General features: G+C 71.7%; 24 protein-coding genes and 3 pseudogenes. 20 read left to right on the top strand and 7 right to left on the bottom strand.

The window, feature by feature from the left end; all coding sequences use genetic code 11:
- Window positions 1-108 precede the first annotated feature (108 nt).
- On the bottom strand, window positions 109-423 hold the full coding sequence (locus ACIRC0_RS23445) for a pore-forming ESAT-6 family protein (RefSeq protein ID WP_403618640.1): 315 nt from the start codon (window positions 421-423) through the stop codon (window positions 109-111).
- Window positions 424-529: 106 nt separating this feature from the next.
- A pseudogene (locus ACIRC0_RS23440) lies at window positions 530-843 on the bottom strand (hypothetical protein).
- Between the two features lie 193 nt (window positions 844-1,036).
- On the opposite strand from ACIRC0_RS23440, the gene ACIRC0_RS23435 reads away from it, so the two are divergent.
- The 15 genes from ACIRC0_RS23435 (at window position 1,037) to ACIRC0_RS23365 (ending at window position 13,015) form a co-directional block, all read left to right on the top strand.
- Window positions 1,037-2,077: a LacI family DNA-binding transcriptional regulator gene (locus ACIRC0_RS23435; RefSeq protein WP_403618637.1), complete on the top strand. Its 1,041-nt coding sequence runs from the start codon at window positions 1,037-1,039 to the stop codon at window positions 2,075-2,077.
- On the top strand, window positions 2,074-3,603 hold the full coding sequence (locus tag ACIRC0_RS23430; RefSeq protein ID WP_403618634.1) for a sugar ABC transporter ATP-binding protein: 1,530 nt from the start codon (window positions 2,074-2,076) through the stop codon (window positions 3,601-3,603). Before ACIRC0_RS23435 ends, ACIRC0_RS23430 begins: the two co-directional genes overlap by 4 nt.
- The gene (locus ACIRC0_RS23425; protein ID WP_403618631.1) at window positions 3,593-5,539 is read left to right on the top strand and encodes a substrate-binding domain-containing protein; all 1,947 of its coding nucleotides are present in this window, start codon (window positions 3,593-3,595) and stop codon (window positions 5,537-5,539) included. The genes ACIRC0_RS23430 and ACIRC0_RS23425 overlap by 11 nt, the downstream gene beginning before the upstream one ends.
- Window positions 5,540-5,661: 122 nt before the next feature.
- Window positions 5,662-6,642, top strand: coding sequence for a ribokinase (locus ACIRC0_RS23420; RefSeq protein ID WP_403618629.1), 981 nt, complete (start codon window positions 5,662-5,664; stop codon window positions 6,640-6,642).
- Window positions 6,639-7,028, top strand: coding sequence for a D-ribose pyranase (rbsD, locus tag ACIRC0_RS23415; RefSeq protein ID WP_403618627.1), 390 nt, complete (start codon window positions 6,639-6,641; stop codon window positions 7,026-7,028). Before ACIRC0_RS23420 ends, rbsD begins: the two co-directional genes overlap by 4 nt.
- Window positions 7,029-7,299: 271 nt before the next feature.
- Window positions 7,300-7,626, top strand: coding sequence for a gas vesicle protein (locus ACIRC0_RS23410; RefSeq protein ID WP_403619085.1), 327 nt, complete (start codon window positions 7,300-7,302; stop codon window positions 7,624-7,626).
- Window positions 7,627-7,673: 47 nt separating this feature from the next.
- Complete coding sequence (locus tag ACIRC0_RS23405) at window positions 7,674-8,102, top strand: gas vesicle structural protein GvpA (RefSeq protein WP_103838718.1); 429 nt, start codon at window positions 7,674-7,676, stop codon at window positions 8,100-8,102.
- On the top strand, window positions 8,099-8,821 hold the full coding sequence (locus ACIRC0_RS23400; protein ID WP_403618624.1) for a GvpL/GvpF family gas vesicle protein: 723 nt from the start codon (window positions 8,099-8,101) through the stop codon (window positions 8,819-8,821). The genes ACIRC0_RS23405 and ACIRC0_RS23400 overlap by 4 nt, the downstream gene beginning before the upstream one ends.
- A 43-nt stretch (window positions 8,822-8,864) precedes the next feature.
- Complete coding sequence (locus tag ACIRC0_RS23395) at window positions 8,865-9,128, top strand: gas vesicle protein GvpG (protein ID WP_403618621.1); 264 nt, start codon at window positions 8,865-8,867, stop codon at window positions 9,126-9,128.
- A gap of 28 nt (window positions 9,129-9,156) precedes the next feature.
- Entirely contained in the window at window positions 9,157-9,651 is a 495-nt protein-coding gene (locus ACIRC0_RS23390; protein ID WP_403618619.1) for a hypothetical protein, read from the top strand.
- On the top strand, window positions 9,644-10,795 hold the full coding sequence (locus tag ACIRC0_RS23385; RefSeq protein ID WP_403618616.1) for an SRPBCC family protein: 1,152 nt from the start codon (window positions 9,644-9,646) through the stop codon (window positions 10,793-10,795). The genes ACIRC0_RS23390 and ACIRC0_RS23385 overlap by 8 nt, the downstream gene beginning before the upstream one ends.
- A gap of 85 nt (window positions 10,796-10,880) precedes the next feature.
- Entirely contained in the window at window positions 10,881-11,546 is a 666-nt protein-coding gene (gvpJ, locus tag ACIRC0_RS23380; RefSeq protein ID WP_403618613.1) for a gas vesicle protein GvpJ, read from the top strand.
- 5 nt (window positions 11,547-11,551) lie between these two features.
- On the top strand, window positions 11,552-12,364 hold the full coding sequence (locus tag ACIRC0_RS23375) for a GvpL/GvpF family gas vesicle protein (RefSeq protein WP_403618610.1): 813 nt from the start codon (window positions 11,552-11,554) through the stop codon (window positions 12,362-12,364).
- On the top strand, window positions 12,361-12,627 hold the full coding sequence (locus ACIRC0_RS23370; RefSeq protein ID WP_403618607.1) for a gas vesicle protein: 267 nt from the start codon (window positions 12,361-12,363) through the stop codon (window positions 12,625-12,627). Before ACIRC0_RS23375 ends, ACIRC0_RS23370 begins: the two co-directional genes overlap by 4 nt.
- Window positions 12,611-13,015: a gas vesicle protein K gene (locus ACIRC0_RS23365; protein WP_403618605.1), complete on the top strand. Its 405-nt coding sequence runs from the start codon at window positions 12,611-12,613 to the stop codon at window positions 13,013-13,015. The genes ACIRC0_RS23370 and ACIRC0_RS23365 overlap by 17 nt, the downstream gene beginning before the upstream one ends.
- A 72-nt stretch (window positions 13,016-13,087) precedes the next feature.
- Here ACIRC0_RS23365 and ACIRC0_RS23360 read toward each other — a convergent pair whose 3' ends face one another.
- The 3 genes from ACIRC0_RS23360 to ACIRC0_RS23350 are packed head-to-tail and all read right to left on the bottom strand — an operon-like array spanning window position 13,088 to window position 16,220.
- Entirely contained in the window at window positions 13,088-13,888 is an 801-nt protein-coding gene (locus tag ACIRC0_RS23360) for a sugar phosphate isomerase/epimerase family protein (RefSeq protein ID WP_403619083.1), read from the bottom strand.
- A 32-nt stretch (window positions 13,889-13,920) separates the two neighbouring features.
- Window positions 13,921-15,072, bottom strand: a complete 1,152-nt coding sequence (locus tag ACIRC0_RS23355; RefSeq protein ID WP_403618602.1) for a dihydrodipicolinate synthase family protein — start codon at window positions 15,070-15,072, stop codon at window positions 13,921-13,923.
- On the bottom strand, window positions 15,069-16,220 hold the full coding sequence (locus ACIRC0_RS23350; protein ID WP_403618599.1) for a Gfo/Idh/MocA family protein: 1,152 nt from the start codon (window positions 16,218-16,220) through the stop codon (window positions 15,069-15,071). The genes ACIRC0_RS23355 and ACIRC0_RS23350 overlap by 4 nt, the downstream gene beginning before the upstream one ends.
- 369 nt (window positions 16,221-16,589) lie before the next feature.
- Between ACIRC0_RS23350 and ACIRC0_RS23345 the strand changes: the two genes are divergently transcribed.
- Both ACIRC0_RS23345 and ACIRC0_RS23340 read left to right on the top strand, forming a co-directional pair.
- A complete protein-coding gene (locus tag ACIRC0_RS23345) occupies window positions 16,590-17,630 on the top strand; it encodes a LacI family DNA-binding transcriptional regulator (RefSeq protein ID WP_403618596.1) in 1,041 nt (346 codons plus the stop codon).
- A gap of 114 nt (window positions 17,631-17,744) precedes the next feature.
- Complete coding sequence (locus ACIRC0_RS23340) at window positions 17,745-18,545, top strand: sugar phosphate isomerase/epimerase family protein (RefSeq protein ID WP_403619081.1); 801 nt, start codon at window positions 17,745-17,747, stop codon at window positions 18,543-18,545.
- A 159-nt stretch (window positions 18,546-18,704) separates the two neighbouring features.
- On the opposite strand, the gene ACIRC0_RS23335 is transcribed toward ACIRC0_RS23340, so the two are convergent.
- Both ACIRC0_RS23335 and ACIRC0_RS23330 read right to left on the bottom strand, forming a co-directional pair.
- The gene (locus tag ACIRC0_RS23335; RefSeq protein ID WP_403618594.1) at window positions 18,705-19,289 is read right to left on the bottom strand and encodes an RBBP9/YdeN family alpha/beta hydrolase; all 585 of its coding nucleotides are present in this window, start codon (window positions 19,287-19,289) and stop codon (window positions 18,705-18,707) included.
- 204 nt (window positions 19,290-19,493) lie between these two features.
- Window positions 19,494-20,141: a GNAT family N-acetyltransferase gene (locus tag ACIRC0_RS23330; RefSeq protein ID WP_403618591.1), complete on the bottom strand. Its 648-nt coding sequence runs from the start codon at window positions 20,139-20,141 to the stop codon at window positions 19,494-19,496.
- Between the two features lie 336 nt (window positions 20,142-20,477).
- Between ACIRC0_RS23330 and ACIRC0_RS23325 the strand changes: the two genes are divergently transcribed.
- The 3 genes and pseudogenes from ACIRC0_RS23325 to ACIRC0_RS23315 all read left to right on the top strand — a co-directional run.
- A complete protein-coding gene (locus tag ACIRC0_RS23325; protein ID WP_403618589.1) occupies window positions 20,478-20,978 on the top strand; it encodes a hypothetical protein in 501 nt (166 codons plus the stop codon).
- 8 nt (window positions 20,979-20,986) lie between these two features.
- Window positions 20,987-21,694, top strand: a pseudogene (locus ACIRC0_RS23320) (caspase domain-containing protein); the annotation flags it as partial.
- A gap of 339 nt (window positions 21,695-22,033) precedes the next feature.
- Window positions 22,034-22,708: pseudogene (locus tag ACIRC0_RS23315) on the top strand (DnaJ C-terminal domain-containing protein); the annotation flags it as partial.
- Window positions 22,709-22,787 lie beyond the last annotated feature (79 nt).

Genomic DNA, 22,787 nt, shown 5'->3' with positions numbered 1-22,787 from the left:
CCGCATGCTCGTCATCCGAGGCCCAAAACACACCCTGAATGCCCTGCGGCTTCAGATCCCAGCCCGGCACCACGCACCCCCGTACCTACCGCCACACCACCACCGGCCTCAGTCGATGTTGTCGACCGCCGCCTTCGCCCGCGCCATCGTCGACTGCGCCGTCGCGTCGTTCTCCTCCAGCGTCGACCTCACCAGCGCGATGACGTTCTTCACCTCCTGCGACGCACGGTTCCACCGCATCTCCTTGCCGTGGTACTCGTCCGCCACCCCGTCAGCCGTGAAGTCCGCCATCGCCGCCTTCACCTGACGGTCCCGATCCCCGATGACCTGCTCCATCCGGCCGATCACCGACTGAAGATTGGCCTGCGCGTCCGCCGACGCACCCGTGTCGTACGACCGACGGTCCGCTCCCGAACCCGCCATCAACCATCACTCCCCGTAAAGGAAACACACGAAAGGCACAAGAAGTTGACCCACCGTCGGCCACACGGCCAGACCACCGCGCCACCGCGCCACCGCGCCACCGCGCTCAGCGGAACCTGGCCGCGTCGAAGTTCGCCGCTCCCATCTGACGCCGAGCATTGTCGCCCTGCTCCTGGACCCCGTGCCGAACGCCGAGTCCATGCCGCTCTGGCCGCCCAGAATCGCCGACAATGAGCTGTTCAGCTCCTGCGTGATCTCGTCCGCCCGCGCCTTGAACTGGTCGAACGCCACCCGGCCCGCACCGTTGAACTTCCCCTCCAACGGCTGTGCCGCCTGCACCAGTTGACGAATCAGCGTCCCCAGATCGTCACTCGACCCACGCGACTCCTTGATCAGAGTCGACAGGGTCTGCGCCCCCATGGGGTCAGGCGTGCACTCAAGTGGCCCACCTCACACCAGCGGCAACCCGCGCCCCCTCAAGTGACCTGCCTCACACGGTCACAATCCGGTCTCGCCCTCGCCCCACCCCTTGAAGAACGGAATGTAATCGTTTCCAATCCTGTTCGTCAGTCGTGAAAACGATTCCACAGATCCACAAGGAGGTGGTCCGGCGATGGCGAGCATCAAGGACGTCGCCGCCGAGGCGGGGGTCTCCGTCGCCACGGTGTCGCGCGTCCTGAACGACCACCCGTCGGTCAGCGCCGAGGCACGCACCCGTGTGCTGGCCGCCGTCGAGGCGCTGGGCTACCGCCCGAACGCCGTCGCCCGGTCCCTGCGCACCGACCAGACCCACACCCTCGGCCTGGTCATCAGCGACGTACTCAACCCCTACTTCACCCATCTGGCCCGCTCCGTCGAGGAGGAGGCCCGCGCCCTCGGCTACAGCGTGATCATCGGCAACGCCGACGAGCGGCCCGACCTCCAGGACCACCATGTGCGGACCCTCCTGGACCGGCGGATCGACGGACTGCTCGTCTCCCCGACGGACGGCGGGTCGCCGCTCATGCTGGACGCCGCGCGGGCCGGCACCCCGATGGTCTTCGTCGACCGGTGGATCGCGGGGGTCGACGTACCCGTCGTACGCTCCGACGGCCGCGCCGCAGTCCACGATCTCGTCCGTCATCTGCACGGGCTCGGCCACCGGCGGCTCGCGATCATCGCCGGTCCGGCGGCGACCACGACCGGCCGTGAGCGCGTCGAGGCCTTCCGCGAGGCGCTGGCCGAGTACGGGCTCCCCCTCCCGGACGCCTACATCGGCCAGGGCGATTTCCAGGTCGAGAGCGGGCGCCGGGCCACCGAGCGGTTCCTCGACCTGGCCGAGCCGCCCGAGGTCGTGTTCGCCGCCGACAACCTGATGGCGCTCGGCGCGCTGGACGCCGTCCGGGCGCGCGGGTTGCGGGTGCCGGACGACATCGCGCTCGCCGCGTTCGACGACATCCCTTGGTTCGTGCACACCGATCCGCCGATCACCGCGATCGCCCAGCCCACGGGCCGGCTGGGACGCGCCGCCGTGCGCGCGCTGGTCGACCGCATAGAGGGACGGCACCCCGAGTCCGTCACCCTCCCCGCCCGTCTCGTCGTACGCCGCTCGTGCGGCGAGCCGCCTGCACAGGCCCCCGCTGTGCAGTTCCCCGTACAAAGGAGCCAGTCGTGAGCAACCCGGACGAGTTGCTGCGCATCGAAGGCATACGCAAGACGTTCCCCGGCGTGATCGCGCTCGACGGCGTCGACTTCGATCTGCGCCGCGGCGAGGTGCACGTGCTGCTCGGTGAGAACGGCGCGGGCAAGAGCACCCTCATCAAGATGCTCTCCGGCGCCTACCGCCCCGACACCGGACGGATCCTGGTCGGCGGCGAGGAGGTGCGCATCCACGGTGCGCAGGACTCCGAGCGCCTCGGGATCGCCACCATCTACCAGGAGTTCAACCTCGTTCCCGACCTGACCGTCGCCGAGAACATCTTCCTGGGCCGCCAGCCGCGCCGCTTCGGCATGATCGACCGCAAGAAGATGGAGGCGGACGCCGCCGAACTCCTCGAACGTGTCGGCGTGCACGTGTCGCCCCGCGCCCGGGTGCGTGAACTGGGAATCGCCCGGCTCCAGATGGTCGAGATCGCGAAGGCGCTCAGCCTGAACGCGCGCGTGCTCATCATGGACGAGCCGACGGCCGTCCTCACCTCCGAAGAGGTCGAGAAGCTGTTCGCCATCGTGCGCGCGCTGCGCGAGGACGGCGTCGGCGTCGTCTTCATCACCCACCATCTGGAGGAGATCGCCGCTCTCGGGGACCGGGTGACCGTGATCCGCGACGGCAGGAGCGTCGGGCAGGTGCCCGCCTCCACGCCCGAGGACGAGCTCGTGCGCCTCATGGTGGGACGGTCGATCGAGCAGCAGTACCCACGTGAACGACCGGACACCGGCGTGGCGTTGCTCACCGTCGAGGGTCTCACCCGGGACGGGGTCTTCCACGACGTGTCGTTCGAGGTGCGGGCCGGTGAGGTCGTCGGCATCGTGGGGCTGGTGGGGGCCGGCCGTACGGAGGTCGTACGGGCCGTGTTCGGCGCCGATCCCTATGACAGGGGAGCCGTGCGCGTCGCCGGCACTCAGGTGCGCCGGTACGACGTGAACGCCGCGATGGAGGCCGGGATCGGGCTCGTGCCCGAGGACCGCAAGGGCCAGGGTCTCGTGCTGGACGCGTCCGTCGAGGAGAACCTCGGGCTCGTGACCCTGCGGGCCGCGACCCACGGCGGGATCGTCGACCGCAAGGCGCAGCGGGACGCCGCGGCGAAGGTCGCCGAGCAGCTGGGCGTGCGGATGGCCGGACTCGGCCAGCACGTGCGCACGCTCTCCGGTGGCAACCAGCAGAAGGTCGTCATCGGCAAGTGGCTGCTGGCGGACACCAAGGTGCTCATCCTCGACGAGCCGACGCGCGGTATCGACGTCGGCGCCAAGGTCGAGATCTACCAGCTGATCAACGAACTCACGGCCGCGGGCGCCGCCGTCCTGATGATCTCCAGCGATCTGCCCGAGGTGCTCGGCATGAGCGACCGGGTGCTGGTGATGGCCCAGGGCCGGATCGCGGGCGAACTGACCGCCGACGAGGCGACGCAGGACTCCGTCATGGCGCTCGCCGTCAGCACACCCACCACTTCTGTGAACGAAATGGAGGCCACCCGTGGCCACTGACACGCTCAAGAGCACAGCGGGCGCCGGTGGCGCCGCGGGGGTCCGCAGACTCCTGCTCGACAACGGCGCGCTCACCGCGCTGATCGTCCTCGTCATCGCGATGTCGGCGCTGTCCGGCGACTTCCTGACGACCGACAACCTCCTCAACATCGGCGTCCAGGCGGCCGTCACGGCCATCCTCGCCTTCGGCGTCACCTTCGTGATCGTCTCGGCCGGCATCGACCTGTCGGTGGGTTCGGTCGCCGCGCTGTCCGCCACGGTCCTGGCCTGGAGCGCCACGTCGGCGGGCCTCCCCGTCGCGACAGCGGTGATCCTCGCGATCGCGACCGGCCTCGCCGCCGGACTCGTCAACGGCATCCTGATCTCTTACGGGAAGCTGCCGCCGTTCATCGCGACGCTCGCCATGCTGTCGGTGGGCCGCGGTCTGTCGCTGGTCATCTCGCAGGGCTCCCCGATCGCGTTCCCGAACTCGGTCTCGCACCTCGGTGACACGCTGGGCGGCTGGCTGCCCGTGCCGGTCCTCGTCATGGTCGTCATGGGCCTGATCACCGCGTTCGTCCTCGGCCGTACGTACATCGGCCGCTCCATGTACGCGATCGGCGGCAACGAGGAAGCGGCCCGTCTGTCGGGTCTGCGGGTGAAGAAGCAGAAGATCGCGATCTACGCGCTGTCGGGTCTGTTCGCCGCGGCCGCCGGCATCGTGCTCGCCGCGCGCCTGTCCTCCGCGCAGCCGCAGGCCGCCAACGGCTACGAACTGGACGCGATCGCCGCGGTCGTCATCGGCGGCGCCTCCCTCGCGGGCGGCACCGGCAAGGCGTCGGGCACGCTGATCGGCGCGCTGATCCTGGCGGTGCTGCGCAACGGCCTCAACCTCCTGTCGGTGTCCGCCTTCTGGCAGCAGGTCGTCATCGGTGTCGTGATCGCCCTGGCGGTCCTCCTCGACACCGTGCGCCGCAAGGCCGGCACCACCCCCGTGGCCGCCGGCACCTCTCCGGGCGGCCGGGGCTGGCAGACGCTGACGTACGCGCTTGCGGCCGTGGTCGCGGTGGCCGTGGTGGGCGGGATGTCCTTCCTGCACGGCGGCTCGTCCTCCACCACGCCGAAGGTCGGCCTGTCGCTGTCCACCCTCAACAACCCCTTCTTCGTGCAGATCAAGCAGGGCGCGCAGGCGGAGGCGAAGAAGCTGGGCGTCGACCTGACCGTCACGGACGCGCAGAACGACGCCTCGCAGCAGGCCAACCAGCTGCAGAACTTCACCAGCTCGGGCCTCGGCGCGATCGTCGTCAACCCGGTGGACTCGGACGCCGCGGGCCCGGCGGTGCGGGCCGCGAACAAGGCGGGTGTCCCCGTCGTGGGCGTCGACCGCGGCGTCAACAAGGCGAAGACGGCCGCGCTGGTCGCCTCCGACAACGTCGAGGGCGGCAAGCTGGGCGCCAAGGCGCTGGCCGAGAAGCTCGGCGGCAAGGGCAAGATCGTGATCCTGCAGGGTCTGGCCGGCACGTCCGCGAGCCGTGAGCGCGGCGCGGGCTTCGCGGAGGGCCTGAAGGCCTACCCGGGCATCCAGGTCGTCGCCAAGCAGCCCGCCGACTTCGACCGCACCAAGGGCCTCGACGTGATGACGAACCTGCTCCAGGCCCACCCCGACATCCAGGGCGTCTTCGCCGAGAACGACGAGATGGCCCTCGGCGCGATCAAGGCGCTGGGATCGAAGGCCGGGAAGTCGGTCCAGGTCGTCGGCTTCGACGGTGAGCCGGACGGACTCGCCGCGGTCAAGGCGGGCACGCTGTACGCGTCGGTGGCGCAGCAGCCCTCGCAGCTGGGCCGGATCGCGATCGACAACGCGCTGCGGGCCGCTCAGGGCAAGAAGGTCGAGGAAACGGTCATGGTGCCGGTGAAGGTGGTCACCAAGGAGAACGTGGCCGGGTTCACCGGCTGACCCGCCCCGTCCGGTCGCCACGGCGGCGGCCCGCGCAGCACGCGCGGTCCGCGGCCGTGGCGCCGGATTCACCGCTTTGTCGGATGCACGGGGATCCGCTGGGATCCGTTGGGAGACAGTTCATGTACGACTACGACCTCCTGGTCGTGGGATCGGCCAACGCCGACCTGGTGATCGGGGTCGAGCGGCGGCCCGCGGCCGGGGAGACCGTGCTCGGCTCCGATCTGGCCGTCCACCCGGGCGGCAAGGGCGCGAACCAGGCGGTGGCCGCCGCCCGCCTCGGTGCCCGTACGGCGCTGCTGGCCCGGGTCGGCGACGACGCGCACGGCCGGCTGCTGCTGGACGCGCAGCGCGCGGCGGGCGTCGACACGGTGGGGGTCCTGGTCGGCGGGGCGCCCACGGGGGTCGCGCTGATCACGGTGGACCCGTCGGGGGACAACAGCATCGTGGTCTCCCCGGGGGCCAACGGGCGGCTCGCCCCCGAGGACGTACGGGCCGCGCAGAGCCTGCTGCACGCCTCCCGGGTGGTGTCGGCGCAGCTGGAGATCCCGCTGGAGACGGTCGAGGAGGTCGTACGGAACCTGCCGTCCGGCACCCGGTTCGTGCTGAACCCGTCGCCGCCGAGGCCACTGCCCGCCGAGGTGCTGGCGGCCTGTGACCCGCTGATCGTGAACGAGCACGAGGCACGGGTCATCGCGGGCGACGAGCTGGGCGGAGCGCCCGAGGACTGGGCGCGGGCGCTGCTGGCCCTCGGCCCCCGCTCGGTGGTGGTGACGCTGGGCGCGGAGGGCGCCCTGGTGGCGGCCGACGGTTCGATGACCCGCGTCCCGTCGGTGAAGGTGGACGCCGTCGACACGACGGGGGCGGGCGACGCGTTCACGGCGGCGCTGGCCTGGCGGCTGGGCACGGGCGCGGCGCTGTCCGAGGCGGCGGCGTACGCGGCACGGGTGGGGGCGGCGGCGGTGACGCGCCCCGGCGCTCAGGAGTCCTACCCCACCGCCGAGGAGGTCGACGCACTGTGCGGTGCCGGCCTGGGGGACACCCCCCGGGCCCCCGGCCGAGACGGCGAGCCGGGAGCGTCCCCGCGAGGTGAGTCCCTGTGAAGAAGGCCGGAATCCTGAACCGTCACCTCGCGGGCGCCCTGGCCGAGTTGGGGCACGGGCACGGGGTCCTGATATGCGACGCGGGCATGCCGGTCCCGGCGGGCCCCCGGGTCGTGGACCTGGCGTTCCGCGCCGGGGTGCCGTCGTTCGCGGAGGTCCTGGACGGTCTGCTCGAGGAGCTGGTGGTGGAGGGCGCCACGGCCGCGCACGAGGTGCGGGAGGCCAACCCGCAGGCCGCGGCGCTGCTGGAGGCCCGCTTCCCGGACCTCGAGTTGGTCCCGCACGAGCAGCTGAAGCGGCTTGCGGCCGACGCCCACCTGGTGGTCCGCACCGGCGAGGCCCGCCCGTACGCGAACGTGCTCCTGCGCTGCGGCGTCTTCTTCTGAACCGGCCTCTGCCGAACCCGCCGCTCTGCCCGAGATACTTCGAGGGGCCCGGTCACTGCCCGGGCCCCTCGGCTTTCCCCCACCCCGCCAGAACTCCCGTGATCCCCCCAGATCCCCCCGGGGAGTCCTGACTCCCCTTACGACACGCACAGGGCGGCAAGGGTTGCACTCTTCGCCGAGGAATTTTCCGCGGGTCCCGCAGCGGGCGGCGCAAGAACTGGCACGGGCTGTGGACAGGGTCGATGATGGAAGAAGAGCAAGAAGGTGATGGATCACGAACGACCATGAGCCGGACAAGGCAGACACCTCGTCGCGGAAGGCGTCCGCTCCGGAGCGGGTGTCCGCTCCCCAGGCCATGCGGAGCGCGGCCGAACAGCTGACCGAGCTGCTCGGGCGGGCTCCTCAGTCCGTTTCGGCACTGAGACCGACTGAACAGGGCTGGGAGGCCCTCGTCGAGGTCGTGGAGCTGGAGCGCGTTCCGGACACGAGCAGTGTGATGGCCAGCTACCGGGTCGTTCTGGACCCCGCGGGCAATCTGATGGGCTACGAACAAGTACGCCGCTACACCCGCGCGCAGGTCGACAAAGAGGGCCGCTGACAGCGGCTGACGCCCTTCGCCTGAAGGGACAGAGGATTGTGACTGTAATGCCGCAGGGCGGTGGTCTGCCGGCCGGCGGGGGCGGCGGAGGCTCCGGCAACCTCTACGACGTACTGGAACTGGTTCTGGACCGGGGCCTCGTCATCGACGCATTCGTACGGTTGTCCCTCATCGGAATCGAGATTCTGAAGGTGGACGCCCGCGTGGTCGTCGCCAGCGTCGACACGTATCTGCGCTTCGCCGAGGCCTGCAACCGGCTGGACCTGGAGTCCGGCCGCAAGGCTCCCGCGACGCTGACGGACATCACCCAGAGCATCACCGAGGGCGGTGCCCGGGGCAAGAGCAAGGGCGCGCTGACCGGCGCGGTGGAGGCGTTCACCGAATCGCTCCAGAAGGGGAGCAAGGAGCGCGAGAGGGAGCCCGAGCACATCGAACGCGGCTCGAGCCACCGCTCCTCGAAGGACCGGGAGGAGTGAGCGAGCCGATGTCGCTGTACGTGTACGCGATCACCAAGGACTCGCATCCGCTGGATCTGGACGGGGTCAAGGGCGTGGGCGAGGCCCCCGCCGAGTTGCGCACCGTCCGCAGCGGCTCCCTGTGCGCCGTCGTCAGCGACGCCCCCCAGGACCTGTCGGTCGCGCGCCGGGACCTCGAGGCGCACAACGAGGTCCAGGGACGTCTGTGGGCCGGCGGCAGCATCCTGCCGCTGGGCTTCGGATACGTCGCGGAGAACGAGGACGCCGTACGCGCCGTGCTGGAGTCGCGGGCCGAGGAGTTCTCCCGGCGTCTGGACGAGCTCACCGGGCGGGCCGAGTTCAACGTCAAGGGCGTGCAGGAAGAGGACGCCCTGCTGCGGACCATCCTCGAGGAGTCCGAGCAGGCCCGGGCGCTGAGCGCGCGGACCCGCGAGGGCGGCAGCTACGAGGACCGGCTGGCACTCGGTCAGCTCATCGCGCAGGAGGTGCAGAGCCGCCAGGACGCGCAGGCCGAGGAGGTCCTCGCCGCGCTGCGGCCGCTCGCACTGTCCGAGAAGGTGTCCTCGCCGTCCAAGCAGTACTTCGTGAACGCGTCCTTCCTGGTGGACGGCGAGCGGGCGGAGGAGTTCACACGGGCCGGGCAGGAGCTGGCGGAGCGCCTCGGAGAGGGCATCGAGGTGCGGGTACGGGGGCCGCTGCCGCCGTACAGCTTCGCCTGACCGCCCTGACCGACCGGCCCGGACGGCATGAGGAGGAGGCGCTGTGGGAGGACTGGTCACCGGGATCCTGGGGCTGCCGTTCGCCCCGGTAAAGGGCATCGGCTGGGTGCTCGACAAGGTCGTCAAGACCGCGGAGCAGGAGTACTACGACCCGGCTCCCATCCAGGAGGAGCTGGTGAACCTGGAGCAGGCGCGGACCGAGGGCCGTATCGGCGAGGAGGAGTTCGCGCAGCGCGAGGAGGCGCTGCTGCACCGCCTGGAGGAGATCAGGGCCTACCACCTGCGGAAGGCGCAGGGCGGGCCGTGACGGTCGGCGAAAGAAGGAAGAAGGAACCATGAACAACGCCAAGATCGGCGCGGCTGTTCTCGGCGGGTATCTGCTGGGCCGGACGAAGAAGGGCAAGCTCGCCCTGAGCCTGGGGGCGGCGCTGGCCGGATCGCGGATGAGGCCCGGGCAGGTCGGCAAGCTGCTCCAGGACTCCCCCGTCCTCGGCAACGTCAGCAAGCAGGTGCGCAGCGAGCTGGCGGGCGCGGGCAAGGCCGCGGCCACCACCGTGCTGTCGGCGAAGGCCGAGAGCCTGGCCGACGCCCTGCACCAACGCACCGTGGGGTTGAAGGACAAGGCGCACGGCGAGGGCGGGCGCGGCCGGGACGAGGAAGCCCGCGACGAGGAGGAGCGGGAGGAGAACCGGGAGGAGGGCGACCGGGACGACGAAAGCCGGAGAGAGCGTCGGAGCGGAGCAGGGGAGGAGCCGGGTCGCCGGAGCGAGGGGCGTGAGAAGAAGGCGAAGAGCGGGTCCGCACGATCGAGGAGGCCGGACGATGGTTGAGGGCACCCTCAACAAGGTTCGTGATCAGGTGCAGGGTAACCCTGGCGCGGACCGGCTGAAGGAAGAACTGGAGGAGTACCTGCAGGCCCGGCTCCAGGTGATGCTCGAGGGCATGGGCGAGCGGCTGGGTGAGGGGGCGCGCCGGCTGGCGGAGACGCACGTCGGTCCCGGCACGCTGACCAAGTTCGCCCTCAAGGGCGGCAAGAAGCTCCTCGGCGGCGGAGGCGCGGGGGCGGGGGCGGGCGGCATTCTGTCCCAGGCGAAGGACACGCTGCTCGGCAAGGCCAAGGAGGCAGTGGGCGGAGGCGGCAAGAAGAAGTCCGGCGGACCGCAGCGGGGACTGACCATCATCGAGGACGTCAACGTGGGCGTGCCCGTGCGCGAGGCCTACAACCAGTGGACGCAGTTCAAGGACTTCGAACAGTTCGCCAAGGGTGTCGAGGAGGTCCGGCAGGACGACGAGACCACGACCCACTGGCAGGCGAAGATCGCCAAGTCGCGTCGCCAATGGCGGGGCGTCGTGACCGAGCAGGTGCCCGACGAGCGCATCGCCTGGACCAGTGAGGGCCCCAAGGGCACGAACAAGGGCGTCGTCACCTTCCACCCCCTCAGCGACAACCTCACCAAGGTGTTGCTCGTCCTGCAGTACTACCCCAAGGGCCTGTTCGAGAAGACGGGCAGCCTGTGGCGCGCCCAGGGCCGCCGGGTGCGGCTCGACCTGAAGCTCTACCGCACGTTCGTCATGACCCGGGGAGATGCCACCGGCGCCTGGCGCGGCGAGATCCGCGACGGGGAGGTGGTCCGCAGCCCGGAGGAGGTCGAACGCGAGGAGGAAGAGAAGGAGAAGGCGGAGGGCCGCGAGGAGCGCGAAGAGGAGCCCGAGGAGCGCCGCGAGGGTGAGGAGGAAGAGGAAGAGGAAGAGAGCCGCGGGCGACGCCGGGACGAAGACGAAGAAGACGAATTCGAAGAAGAGGAATCCGAGGAGGGCGAGGACGAGGAAGACCGGGAGGACGAAGAGGACGAGGAGCCCGAGGACACCTCCACCTCCAAGGAGGGCGACGACTGGGAGGAGGACGAGGACGAGCAACCCGACGACCGCTACGACGAGAGGGAGGCACCCGAAGGGCGTCGGCGCCGCGCATAGTCGCGGGCGCTGAGGTGCGTTGAGCTCGCCGGTCTTCGCGTCGCCGGCGTCGGGTGCTCAGGGAGGAAACGAGGTCGAGTGTGCCGTGTCCGATCCCGCCGTCCCCGCGTCGCGGCCCCTGACCCCCTACAGTCAGGGGTCCGGTGGCGCGAACCTGGCCGACATCCTTGAACGAGTGCTCGACAAGGGCATCGTGATCGTCGGCGACATCAAGATCAACCTGCTCGACATCGAGTTGCTCACCATCAAGCTCCGGCTCCTGGTGGCCTCCGTGGACAAGGCCCGGGAGATCGGCATCGACTGGTGGGAGCACGATCCGGCGCTGTCCTCCCGCGCCGACGGCCGGCGCAGCCTCCGGGAACAGAACGAGCGGCTGCGGACCGAAGTGGAGGAGCTGCGCAGACAGCTCGCGTCGTCCCCACCGCCCGAGCTGTCCGAGGGCAGGTCCGGCCGCCGCAGCCGGCCACGGGAGGACCGTGAAGCCGAGCGGGAGCCACGTCGGGACCGGGACGCCGAGCGAGAGCGGCGCGCGGAGCCACGGCAGGACCGTGACACCGAACGAGAGCGCCGCGCGGAGCCGCGACAGGAGCGTGACACCGAACGAGAGCGCCGCGCGGAGCCGCGACAGGAGCGTGACACCGAACGAGAGCGCCGCACGGAGCCACGACAGGACCGTGACACCGAACGAGAACGCCGCGCGGAGCCACGGCGCACCCGGCGCAGGGACGATGAGGACGAGGACCGGAGCTGAGGACGGTGGACGAGCAGCTGTGCTACGCGTATGCCGTGCTGGGCGCGACGGCCCTGGACGAGAAGTCGCTCGCGCCTGTCCGGGGCGTGGCGGACGCCCCCGTCTCCCTGGTCCGCCACGGCCAGGTGGCGGCCGCGGTCAGCGCGGTGCCCGCGGCCGAGTTCTCGGAGGCGGCCCTGAGGGCCGGTCTTGAGGACCTGCGGTGGCTGGAGGCGACGGCCCGGGCGCACCACTTCGTGATCGAGACCCTGGCCGGGCACACCACGGTCCTTCCGCTGCGGCTGGCCACCGTCTACCTGGACGAGAGCCGGGTACGGGAGATGCTGGCCGGGCGGGAGACGGAGTTCGCCGCACTCCTCGACCGGCTCGCCTCGCACGTGGAGTGGGGCGTGAAGGTCTACGTCGAGGCACCGCCGGAGCCCCCGCCGGCTCAGGCGCCCACCGGCGCCCCGGCGGGCGGGGAGAACCCGGGGCGGGCGTATCTGCGCAGCCGCCGGCACCAGCGGCAGGCGCGCGAGGACGCCTGGCGGCTCGCCGAGGAGGCCGTGCGGCGGACCGAGGAGGAGGCCAGGGGCCTGGCGGTGGAGCGCACCCGGCACCGGCCGCAGCAGGGGGGCCTCGCGCAGGTGCCGGGGGAGAACATCGCCAACGACGCCTATCTGGTCCCGCGCCGGCTGTCGGAGGAGTTCCGCGACCGGATGCTGCACGCCGCCGACGGTCTGCCCGGGGTCCGCGTGGACGTCACCGGGCCGTGGGCGCCGTACTCCTTCACCGCGCCGCTCGCGCCCGACGCGCGGGAAGGGGCCGGGCAGCGGTGAGCGACTACGGCCCGTACGACGACCGTCCGGTCGCTCAGCCGCAGGTGGCGTTGATCGACCTGCTGGACCGGCTGCTGAGCGGCGGTGTGGTGCTCACCGGCGATCTCGTGCTGTCCATCGCCGACGTGGACCTGGTGCGGATCTCGCTGCGCGCGGTGATCGTCGCGATCCGCGAGGAGCTGGACGAGGAGTGGGCGACGTTCCTGCCCCCGGGCCACTCCGCGCTTCCGGTCTACGGGAGCCACGGTGACGGGCCCGGCTGACGGCCCGGGCGCGGACCGGCTGCGGGAGGTGGCCGAGGCCGCGACCCGGGCGTTCTCCCTGCTGCCCGCCCGCCCCGACGAGGTCCCCCCGCCCTCCGCCGACCGGGGCGGGGGCGTCGCGCGCCGTCTGCACGCCGACCCGGAGACGGTGGAGCGGGACCTCGTCAAACTGGTCCTCACCATCGTCGAGTTGCTGCGCCAGCTGATGGAGCGGCAGGCCCTGCACCGCGTCGACGAGGGCGACCTCACCGAGGAGCAGGAGGAACGGCTCGGACTGACCCTCATGCTCCTGCACGACCGGATGGCCGACCTGTGCGACCAGTACGGCCTCACCATGGCCGACCTCAACATCGACCTGGGCCCGCTGGGCACGCTGCTTCCGCCTTGAGGGCCTGTGAGCGGACCGGGCCGCGCGGGACCCGGTCCACCCGGGGGCCGGGACCCGGTCCACCCGGGGGCGTCACCCGGTCACGTACTCCACGAACCGCTCGACCGTCTCCGCGAGGACCTCCCGGCCGTCCCGCGCCCACAGCCCGTCGTTGAACAGCTCGACCTCGATGGGGCCGGTGTAGCCGGCGGCCTCCACGTAGCCCTTCCACTCGCGCATGTCGACCGCGCCGTCGCCGATCTGCCCGCGGCCGGTGAGGACGCCCTCCGGCAGCGGGGTGGTCCAGTCGGCGAGCTGGAAGGTGTGGATCCGGCCACCGGCGCCCGCGCGGGCGATCTGCTCGGGGGCCGTGTCGTCCCACCAGATGTGGTACGTGTCCACCGTGACGCCCACCTGCTCCGCCGGGAAGCGCTCGGCCAGGTCCAGGGCCTGGGCCAGGGTCGAGACCACACAGCGGTCCGAGGCGTACATCGGGTGGAGCGGCTCGATGGCCAGCCGCACACCGCGCTCGGCCGCGTACGGGCCCAGTTCCGCGAGCGCGTCCGCGATCCGCTCGCGCGCCCCGCGCAGGTCCTTGGAGCCGGCCGGCAGCCCGCCCGAGACCAGGACCAGCGTGTCCGTGCCCAGCGTGGCCGCCTCGTCGACCGCCCGGCGGTTGTCGTCGAGGGCGCGCGCCCGCTCGTCGGCGTCGATCGCGGTGAAGAAGCCGCCCCGGCACAGGGTCGTCACCGTCAGCCCGGCGTCGCGGACCAGCTTCGCCGTCGCCTCCAGACCGTGGGACTGCACAGGCTCCCGCCACAGGCCCACGCCCCGCACACCCAGCTCCTGGCAGGCGTCGACCAGGTCGGGCATGGACAGCTGCTTCACCGTCATCTGGTTGATGGAGAACCGCTCCGGTGCCGTGCTCACTGGGCCACTCCGTACAGGGACAGCAGCGTCTTCATGCGTGCCTCGGCCAGCTCCGGGTTCGGGAACAGGCCGAGGCCGTCGGCCAGTTCGTACGCCTTCGCGAAGTGCGGCAGCGAGCGCGCCGACTGCAGGCCGCCGACCATCGTGAAGTGCTCCTGGTGGCCCGCGAGCCAGGCCAGGAAGACCACGCCCGTCTTGTAGAAGCGGGTGGGCGCCTGGAACAGGTGGCGGGACAGCTCCACGGTCGGGTCGAGGAGTTCCCGGAAACCCTTCACGTCACCGTTGTCCAGGACCCGTACCGCCTCGGCGGCCAAGGGGCCGAGCGGGTCGAAGATGCCGAGCAGGGCGTGGCTGAAGCCCTGCTCGTCGCCGGCGATCAGCTCCGGGTAGTTGAAGTCGTCGCCGGTGTAGCAGCGGACGCCCTGCGGGAGGCGGCGGCGCAGGTCGATCTCGCGCTGGGCGTCGAGCAGGGAGATCTTGACGCCGTCCACCTTGTCCGGGTGGGCGGCGATGACCTCGAGGAACACGTCCGTGGCGGCGTCCAGGTCGCTCGAGCCCCAGTAGCCCTCCAGGGCCGGGTCGAACATCGGGCCGAGCCAGTGCAGGACGACGGGTTCGGCGGCCTGGCGCAGCAGGTGGCCGTAGATCTCCAGGTATTCCTCGGGACCCTTCGCCTCGGCGGCCAAGGCGCGGGACGCCATGAGGATCGCCTGCGCGCCCGCCTCCTCCACCACGGCGAGCTGCTCCTCGTACGCCTTGCGGATCTCCTCCAGGGAGCCGGCGGCGAGCTGGTCGGTGCCGACCCCGCAGGCGATCCGCCCGCCGACCGCCTTCGCCTCCGCGGCGGACCGGCGGATCAGCTCGGCCGCGCCCGCCCAGTCCAGGCCCATCCCGCGCTGCGCGGTGTCCATGGCCTCCGCGACGCCGAGTCCGTGGGACCACAGATGGCGGCGGAAGGCGAGCGTGGCGTCCCAGTCGACCGCGGCGGGCGAGTCGGGGGACACGTCCGCGTACGGGTCCGCGACGACGTGCGCCGCCGAGAAGACCGTACGGGAGGTGAACGGCGTGCCGGAGGTGAGGGCGAGGGGCTCGCGGCGCGGCTCGTACGCCCTGAGCCGCCCGCTCGTGTCGGGGAGGTGGATGGTCACAGGGAGATCTCCGGTACGTCGATACGGCGGCCCTCGGCCGAGGACTTCAGCCCCAGTTCGGCGAGCTGGACGCCGCGGGCGCCGGCCAGCAGGTCCCAGTGGTAGGGGGCGTCGGCGTATACGTGCTTGAGGAACAGCTCCCACTGGGCCTTGAAGCCGTTGTCGAACTCGCCGTTGTCCGGGACCTCCTGCCACTGGTCGCGGAAGACCTCGGTGGCGGGGATGTCGGGGTTCCACACGGGCTTCGGGGTCGCCGAGCGGTGCTGCACGCGGCACTTGCGCAGCCCGGCGACCGCCGAGCCCTCGGTGCCGTCCACCTGGAACTCCACCAGCTCGTCGCGGTTGACGCGCACCGCCCAGGAGGAGTTGATCTGGGCGATCGCGCCGCCCTCCAGCTCGAAGACGCCGTAGGCGGCGTCGTCGGCCGTGGCGTCGTAGGGCTTGCCGTTCTCGTCCCAGCGCTGCGGGATGTGGGTGGTCGCCAGGGCCTGCACGGACTTCACGCGGCCGAACAGCTCGTGCAGCACGTACTCCCAGTGCGGGAACATGTCGACAACGATGCCGCCGCCGTCCTCGGCACGGTAGTTCCAGGAGGGGCGCTGGGCGGGCTGCCAGTCGCCCTCGAACACCCAGTAGCCGAACTCGCCGCGCACCGAAAGGATCCGGCCGAAGAAGCCGCCGTCGATGAGCCGCTTCAGCTTCAGCAGGCCGGGCAGGAAGAGCTTGTCCTGGACGACGCCGTGCCTGACGCCCTTCTCATGGGCGAGGCGGGCCAGTTCCAGGGCGCCCTCCAGGCCCGTGGCCGTCGGCTTCTCGGTGTAGATGTGCTTGCCCGCCGCGATCGCCTTCTTGATCGACTCCTCGCGGGCGGAGGTGACCTGCGCGTCGAAGTAGATCTCGACGGTCGGGTCGGCGAGGACCGCGTCCACGTCCGTCGACCAATGCTCCAGGCCGTGCCGCTCGGCGAGCGCCTTCAGGGCGTGCTCGCGGCGGCCGACGAGGACCGGCTCGGGCCACAGCACGGCGCCGTCGCCCAGGTCGAGGCCGCCCTGCTCGCGGAGGGCCAGGATGGAACGGACGAGGTGCTGGCGGTAGCCCATGCGCCCCGTCACGCCGTTCATGGCGATCCGCACCGTCTTGCGTGTCACGTCGATCCCTTCGTACGCGTCCGGCGCCTCGTACGCTCTGGGGCGAGCGTGACAGCAAGCGCTTTCTATCCACGAAGACGCTAGCCTCTGTGCGGCGGCTCGGACAAGACCGCGGGCCCGACGAGATGCGCGTGTCCGCATACAGCGTCACAGGAGGTGACACGACGGACACGGGGCCGTGAAGTCGGCCGGTCCGGGAGCGTGAAGTTGGTCGGTCCGTCGAACACGGTGAACCGCGGGCCTGTACACGGGTGTCTGTAGAGCTGTAGATGGATCTCGGCGGATGCCGGTGGATGTCGGTGGACGGACACGACGGACACCGCCGGGCACGACGGGTACGACGAGACACGCGACCGGAGGACGACGACGATGACGGTGACCCTGGCGGACGTGGCGGCGCGCGCGCAGGTGTCGCCCGCCACCGTGTCGCGCGTGCTGAACGGGAACTATCCCGTGGCGGCGTCGACCCGGGAGCGGGTGCTGCGCGCGGTGGACGAGCTGGACTACGTCCTCAACGGCCCGGCGAGCTCGCTGGCGGCGGCCACCTCCGATCTGGTCGGGATCCTGGTCAACGACATCGCCGACCCCTTCTTCGGGATCATGGCGAGCGCGATCCAGTCGGAGATCGGGGGCCCGGGCGGGCGGGCCGGCGGCGAACGGCTGGCCGTGGTGTGCAACACGGGCGGCTCGCCGGAGCGGGAGCTGACGTATCTGACGCTGCTGCAGCGGCAGCGGGCGGCGGCCGTGGTGCTCACCGGTGGCGCCGTGGAGGTCAGCGCGCATGTGGAGGCCGTGGGCGCGAAGCTGCGCAAGCTCGCGGCGGCGGGGACCCGGGTGGTGCTGTGCGGCCGGCCGCCGGCGCCCGAGGCGATCGCCCTCACCTTCGACAACCGCGGCGGCGGCCGGCAGCTCACCGAGCACCTGATCGGGCTCGGGCACCGGCGGCTCGGCTACATCGCCGGCCCGGAGGAGCGCACGACGACGCGGCACCGCCTGGAGGGTCACCGGGAGGCGCTGGCCGCCGCCGGGATCGAGGACGACCCGCGCCTGACGGTGCACGGCCGCTACGACCGCCGGGCCGGTTACGAGGCGACGCTGGAACTGCTGCGCCGGGACCCGTCGCTCACGGCGATCGTCGCCGCGAACGACACGGTGGCGCTGGGCGCGTGCGCGGCGCTGCGGGACTCCGGGCTGCGCATCCCCGACGACGTGTCGGTGGCGGGCTTCGACGACCTCCCGTTCGCGATCGACGCGGTGCCGGCCCTGACGACGGTCCGCCTCCCGCTCTCGGAGGCGGGGGCCCGCGCGGGCCGTATCGCGATGGGACGCGAGGAGCCCCCGCCGGGCGGGATCGCGACGGTGCGGGGCGAGTTGATGGTGCGGGGTTCCACGGGGGCGCCCCGGGGGTAGGCGCGTACGGGGTCCTCGGGCGCGTACGGGGTTCTCGGGCGCGCCGCGCGGCCGGGGCGCGCCCGAGTGTCGCCGACGGGCGCTCCCCACACGTGCCGAGTAGGGTCCATGAGCATGAAGCTCGCGTTCTCCACCCTCGGTGTCCCCGGCCTGCCCATACCCGATGTGGTCCACCTCGCGGCCACCCACGGCTACCACGGTGTCGAACTGCGCGCGCATCCCGACGAGCCCGTGCACCCGGGCATCGGCCCCGCCGAACGGGCCGACGCGGCCGCCGCGTTCAAGGCGGCCGGTGTCGAGATCCTGGGGCTCGCGGGGTACGCACGCGTGGCCGCGCCCGGTGACGACGCGCCGGTCCTGGCGGAGATCCGCGACCTCCTCGGCCTGGCCCGCGACGTGGGCGCCCCCTTCGTCCGCGTCTTCCCCGGCGGCGGCACCGAGCAGAGCCCGGAGGAGGCCGACGCGACGGCCGCCCGGCGCCTGGGCACCGCCGCCGAGTACGCCGCCGACGCCGGTGTACGGATCCTGCTGGAGACGCACGACTCGCACCGCACCGGCGCGGACGCCCTGCGTGTCCTCGGCACGGTCGGCCACCGGAACGCGGGCGCGCTGTGGGACGTGATGCACACCTGGCTGGGCGGCGAGCAGCCGCAGGAGACGTATGCGGCGCTGTCCCCCTACCTCGGCTACGTCCAGGTCAAGGACATCGCGTCCGCCGACGACAAGACACCGCTGCCGCTCGGCTCCGGTGTCCTCCCGCTCGCCGAGTGCGTGGAGGTCCTCTCCCGCCACGGCTGGGACGGCTGGCTGTGCTGGGAGTACGAGAAGCGCTGGTACGAGTCGGCGACACCACTGCCGGAGCTGCTGGACGCGGGGCGGGAGCACCTGGCGCGGCTGCTGAACGAGTCGGCGTAGGGAGTCGGCCCGACGAGTCGGCGCAGGCCGCGCCCCTGTCCGGTGGCCGCCGTTGTCCGGTGGCCGCCGGACAGGGCGTCCGTCGGCCTCACGCGCCGCGCCCCGCGACATGCGACCCGCCGCCGGCTCATGAGCCTGGCCGTACGCCGCGCGACCGGACTACGCGGGACGTGCCGTGAGGCGTGCCGAGCCGTCCAGGCACCACTCCAGTACGGCGGGCCAGGGGCCGTAACCGGCGTCCAGGTCGAGATGGGCGGCGCCGGGGATGAGCTCCGTCGGGATGCCGAGGGGGTCACCGAAGGCGGTGCGCGCGCCCTCCGGGCAGTACGGGTCGTCGTCGCCGGCGACGAGACGGGTGGGGCCGGGCGGCGTCAGACCGTCCAGGGGCGGCGGGGCGAAGGCCGCCACCTCCGGGAGCCGTACGAGGACGGAGGCGGACGGCGGGGCGACGAGCAGCACGCGGTCCACGTCGAGGCCCTTCACCCCGCGCGCCACGGCGTGCACCCACAGCACGGCGGACAGGCTGTGGGCGACGACGACACGCTCCGGGCCCGCGCCCGGCAACTCGTCCAGGTGGCGGGCCAACTCCGCGAGCCACACCTCCGGTTCGGGATCGTCGGGGTCGGGCAGCTGCGGATAGGTGACGTGGTGGCCGAGTTCGGTGAGCCGGTCGGCCAGCCAGTGCTGCCAGTGGTCCTTCGGGCGGTGGTTCTGCCAGCCGTGGAGGATGAGGTAGGCGCTCATGCGGCGATCGTTTCCGATCGGCACCGGCAGGTCCAGTTCTCGAACGCCTTGATCGGATCCACCCCACTCAGCGACGCTCGGCCCACCCGAGCCCTGCCTGCCGCCTCCCGGAGTGCGACAGATCCGCCGATTGTGTTGCACTGACAGCCCGCACCCACCCCACCCCCAGCCGGGCCCCCGCGCGAAGCTTTGCCCGGACCGCCCCTACCTCACCGTCTCCCCCGCCGCCCGGGCCGACTTCCTCGCCACCCGCGCCTCCAGCAGCGAGCGGCACTCCGGCCACTCCTCCGCCGTGATCGAGTAGATCGCGGAGTCCCGGAGCCGGTCCTCCTCGCCCGGTGCCCAGGAGCGGGACCAGTTGCGCAGGACGCCCTCGAAGCGGGCGCCGACACTCTGGATCGCCGCGCGGGAGCGGTTGTTGCGGGCGTCGGTCTTCAGGTCGACGCGGGCCACGTCCCACTGCTCGAACGCGTGGCGGAACAACAGGAGTTTGGCCTCCGCGTTGACGCCCGTGCCCTGGGCGGAGCGGGCGAGCCAGGTGAAGCCGACCTCGATGGCGTCGAGTCGGTCGTCCGTGTGCCAGGAGCGCGGGTCCAAATACGCCGTGGCACCGACCGCGCGCCCCGTGGAAAGGGAGATCTGCGCGTACGGGGCGACCCAGCCCGCCGCCGCGCGGCCGAGCTGGGCGTCGATGTACGCCCCGACCTCGTCCGCCCTCGGCACCCACGTGAACGCGTACGTGTCGCGATCCTCCTCCGCCGCCACCGCCAGGTCGGCCGCGTGCCGGTGCTCCAGCGGCTCCAGGCGCACAAGGGCACCCTCCAGTACCGGCCCCTCCAGCAGATACGTCAACGCTCTGCAGCTCCCTCGGTTCGGCAACCCGCCCACAGCTCCGCGAACACCTCGCGAAAGCCCATGGAAAGTCTTTCGTACGCGACCGGGGTCGTCGACCGAGATTCGGAACACCAAAAGCTCCGGTCCGCACCGGTGATGCTGAGGTCGAGCCACGAGACGGAGAGGCGGGCTGGTCCAGTAGGGCCGGCGCTCGCGGACGATCGCGTGAAGCACGCTGACTCGGCCCACGCAAGCACGACACTCGCAAAGAAACGAGAGGCCCAACTGCCCCTTCCCCCAACGGCTTTCCCATTCCCCCATACACTGGAAGCCGCTGTTGAACAGGGGGACGACATGGCGGCAGCCAGCAGCATGCGTCTGGTCTTGTGCGGTGCGGCCGACGTGGACCAGGAGGAGCTCGACGAGCTCACCCTGCAGTTGAGGCGACGGCTGCTCGAGCTCGATCTGGACGACGTCCGGGTGGAGCGGTCCGGCGCACCGGCACCCGAGGGCGCCAAGCCAGGTGATCTCATCGCGGTCGGCGCTCTGGCCGTCAGTCTCGCGCCCGCCGTCCTGCGGCCCATGCTGCGTCTGGTGGAGACCTGGATGCAGAACCGCCCGGTGCGCACGGTCAAGTTCGACATCGACGGCCGCACCCTTGAACTCGGTCACGCCTCCCCCGAGCAGCAGCGGCGTCTGGTGGACGCCTTCCTGGAGGGGGTCCGGACCCGGCCCGGGGCCGGCGAGACCCCGACCGCACCCGCCGAAGCGGCCGGAATCACGGGGGGTACCGGAGAACCGGAAGGAAGCCGAGAACCGGAAGGCACCGGAGAACTCCCCGCCGCTCGGAATTAGGCCGCGTCATGACCGACTTCCCCCTCGGCAAGGGCCGCAGGGACGCGCTCCTCATCGCGACCGGCACGTACGACGACCGAACGCTCAGCACCCTGCGCTCCCCCGGCCAGGACTGCGCCGGGCTCGCCGCCGTACTCGCCGACCCCCTCATCGGCGGGTTCCGCACCGAGCAGGTGAAGGACGCCCGGGCCCATGAAGCGATGCGCGCACTGGAGCGCTTCTTCCGCGACCGCAGCCGCGACGACCTGCTTCTCCTGCACGTGTCCTGCCACGGCATCAAGGACGACGAGGGCCACCTGTACTTCGCCGCCCGCGACACGGACCGCGACCTGCCCGCCTCGACCGCGATCCCGGCCGCCTTCCTGCGCGACCGCATGGAACGCTGCCGGGCCCGCACCATCATCGTCCTGCTCGACTGCTGCTACAGCGGAGCCTTCCTGCCCGGCGCGAAGGGCGACGACCAGATCCACGTGCGCGAGGAACTCAGCGGCCACGGCAGGGCCATCCTGACCGCGACAAGCCGGACCGAGTACGCCTGGGAGGGCGAGCGGGTCGAGTCGAAGGTGCCGCAGCCCTCGCGGTTCACCGGCGCGCTGATCGAGGGGCTGGGTACGGGAGCCGCCGACCTGAACCGGGACGGCCGGATCACGGTCACCGAGTTGTACGACTACGTGTACGAGTCCCTGCACCGCGACGGGGTGAGACAGCGGCCTCGGATGTGGGCCGACCTGGAATATCAGGTGACCATCGCGCGGGCGGTCGGCGAGCGGGGGCGTGTGCGGGGCCGCGAGGTCCCGCCCGTGCGGGAGGCGCACATCCCCCCTCGGCCCGAGACGCCGCCCCGGGTTGCGGCCGGGTCGGAAGACCAGACCCTCGCGGACGTCATGGACGGCCTCTTCGGAGATGCGAAGACCAGCACCCTCTTCGGACGGCCGAAGACCCGCACCCGCACAGGAGGTGCGGAGACCGGCGAGGGCGAAGGGCATACGAGTTCCAGGCCGGCAACGGCGCCCGAGGCCGGAGCCGACACCGGTCAGCAGCCGGAGGAGCAGTACCCCCGGTCCCGTACCCGCCACGGCCGGGACGCGCTGATCCGCGTCGAACTCGACCTGCCGGAGGCCGCGTTCGGTACGACGAAGGACATACAGGTCGACACCGCCATCGTGTGCGCGAGCTGTACGGGTTCGGGTACGGCGAAGGGAACCCGGCCCGAGGAATGCGACGCCTGCGAAGGAGGCGGCCGGACGACGAAGACCCGGCGGAGCTTTCTCGGCCAGACCGTCACGTCGGAGCCTTGCCGCTCGTGTGACGGGTACGGCACGCTCCTGCCCCACCCGTGCCCCGGATGCGCCGGCGAGGGCCGGGTCCGCGCCCGCCGCACGCTCACCCTCAAGATTCCGGCAGGCGTCGAGAACGGAACCAGGATCCAGCTCGCCGGCGAAGGAGAGGTCGGCCCCGGTGGCGGACGGCCAGGGGACCTCTACGTCGAAATCGTGGAGCGTCCGCACCCGGTCTTCCGGCGGAAGGGCGACGACCTGCACCGCAACCTGATCGTTCCGCGCACGCTGGCGTCGACGGGAGGCACTCTCGCCCTGGAGACGCTGGACGGTCGTCACACCGTCCGCGTCCCTCCGGGCATCCGTGACGGCCAGACCCTCCGCCTGGCCGGCCTTGGCGTCGTCCATCTCATAGGCGGCGGCCAGGGCGACCTCCTCGCACACGTCGAGATCCGCGACTGAGCCGGATCCCACGGCGGCCCGCGGCGCCCTACCGCCGGTGACTCGGGAGGCGCGCCGCAGCTTCGCCCAC

Origin of the sequence: Streptomyces sp. NPDC093984 (assembly GCF_044764595.1) — a bacterium.
Lineage (GTDB): Bacteria > Actinomycetota > Actinomycetes > Streptomycetales > Streptomycetaceae > Streptomyces > Streptomyces cynarae.
Note: the sequence above shows the minus strand (reverse complement) of the source record. Positions and strands in the feature narration are given on the sequence as shown.

Bases quoted from the DNA above. Each gene is read 5' to 3' on its own strand.
- ACIRC0_RS23445 (WP_403618640.1), bottom strand. From the start codon at position 423: ATGGCGGGTTCGGGAGCGGACCGTCGGTCGTACGACACGGGTGCGTCG.
- ACIRC0_RS23385 (WP_403618616.1), top strand. From the start codon at position 9,644: ATGGTTGAGGGCACCCTCAACAAGGTTCGTGATCAGGTGCAGGGTAAC.
- ACIRC0_RS23390 (WP_403618619.1), top strand. From the start codon at position 9,157: ATGAACAACGCCAAGATCGGCGCGGCTGTTCTCGGCGGGTATCTGCTG.
- ACIRC0_RS23340 (WP_403619081.1), top strand. From the start codon at position 17,745: ATGAAGCTCGCGTTCTCCACCCTCGGTGTCCCCGGCCTGCCCATACCC.
- ACIRC0_RS23360 (WP_403619083.1), bottom strand. From the start codon at position 13,888: ATGACGGTGAAGCAGCTGTCCATGCCCGACCTGGTCGACGCCTGCCAG.
- ACIRC0_RS23335 (WP_403618594.1), bottom strand. From the start codon at position 19,289: ATGAGCGCCTACCTCATCCTCCACGGCTGGCAGAACCACCGCCCGAAG.
- ACIRC0_RS23420 (WP_403618629.1), top strand. From the start codon at position 5,662: ATGTACGACTACGACCTCCTGGTCGTGGGATCGGCCAACGCCGACCTG.
- ACIRC0_RS23405 (WP_103838718.1), top strand. From the start codon at position 7,674: ATGCCGCAGGGCGGTGGTCTGCCGGCCGGCGGGGGCGGCGGAGGCTCC.
- ACIRC0_RS23345 (WP_403618596.1), top strand. From the start codon at position 16,590: ATGACGGTGACCCTGGCGGACGTGGCGGCGCGCGCGCAGGTGTCGCCC.
- ACIRC0_RS23325 (WP_403618589.1), top strand. From the start codon at position 20,478: ATGGCGGCAGCCAGCAGCATGCGTCTGGTCTTGTGCGGTGCGGCCGAC.
- ACIRC0_RS23435 (WP_403618637.1), top strand. From the start codon at position 1,037: ATGGCGAGCATCAAGGACGTCGCCGCCGAGGCGGGGGTCTCCGTCGCC.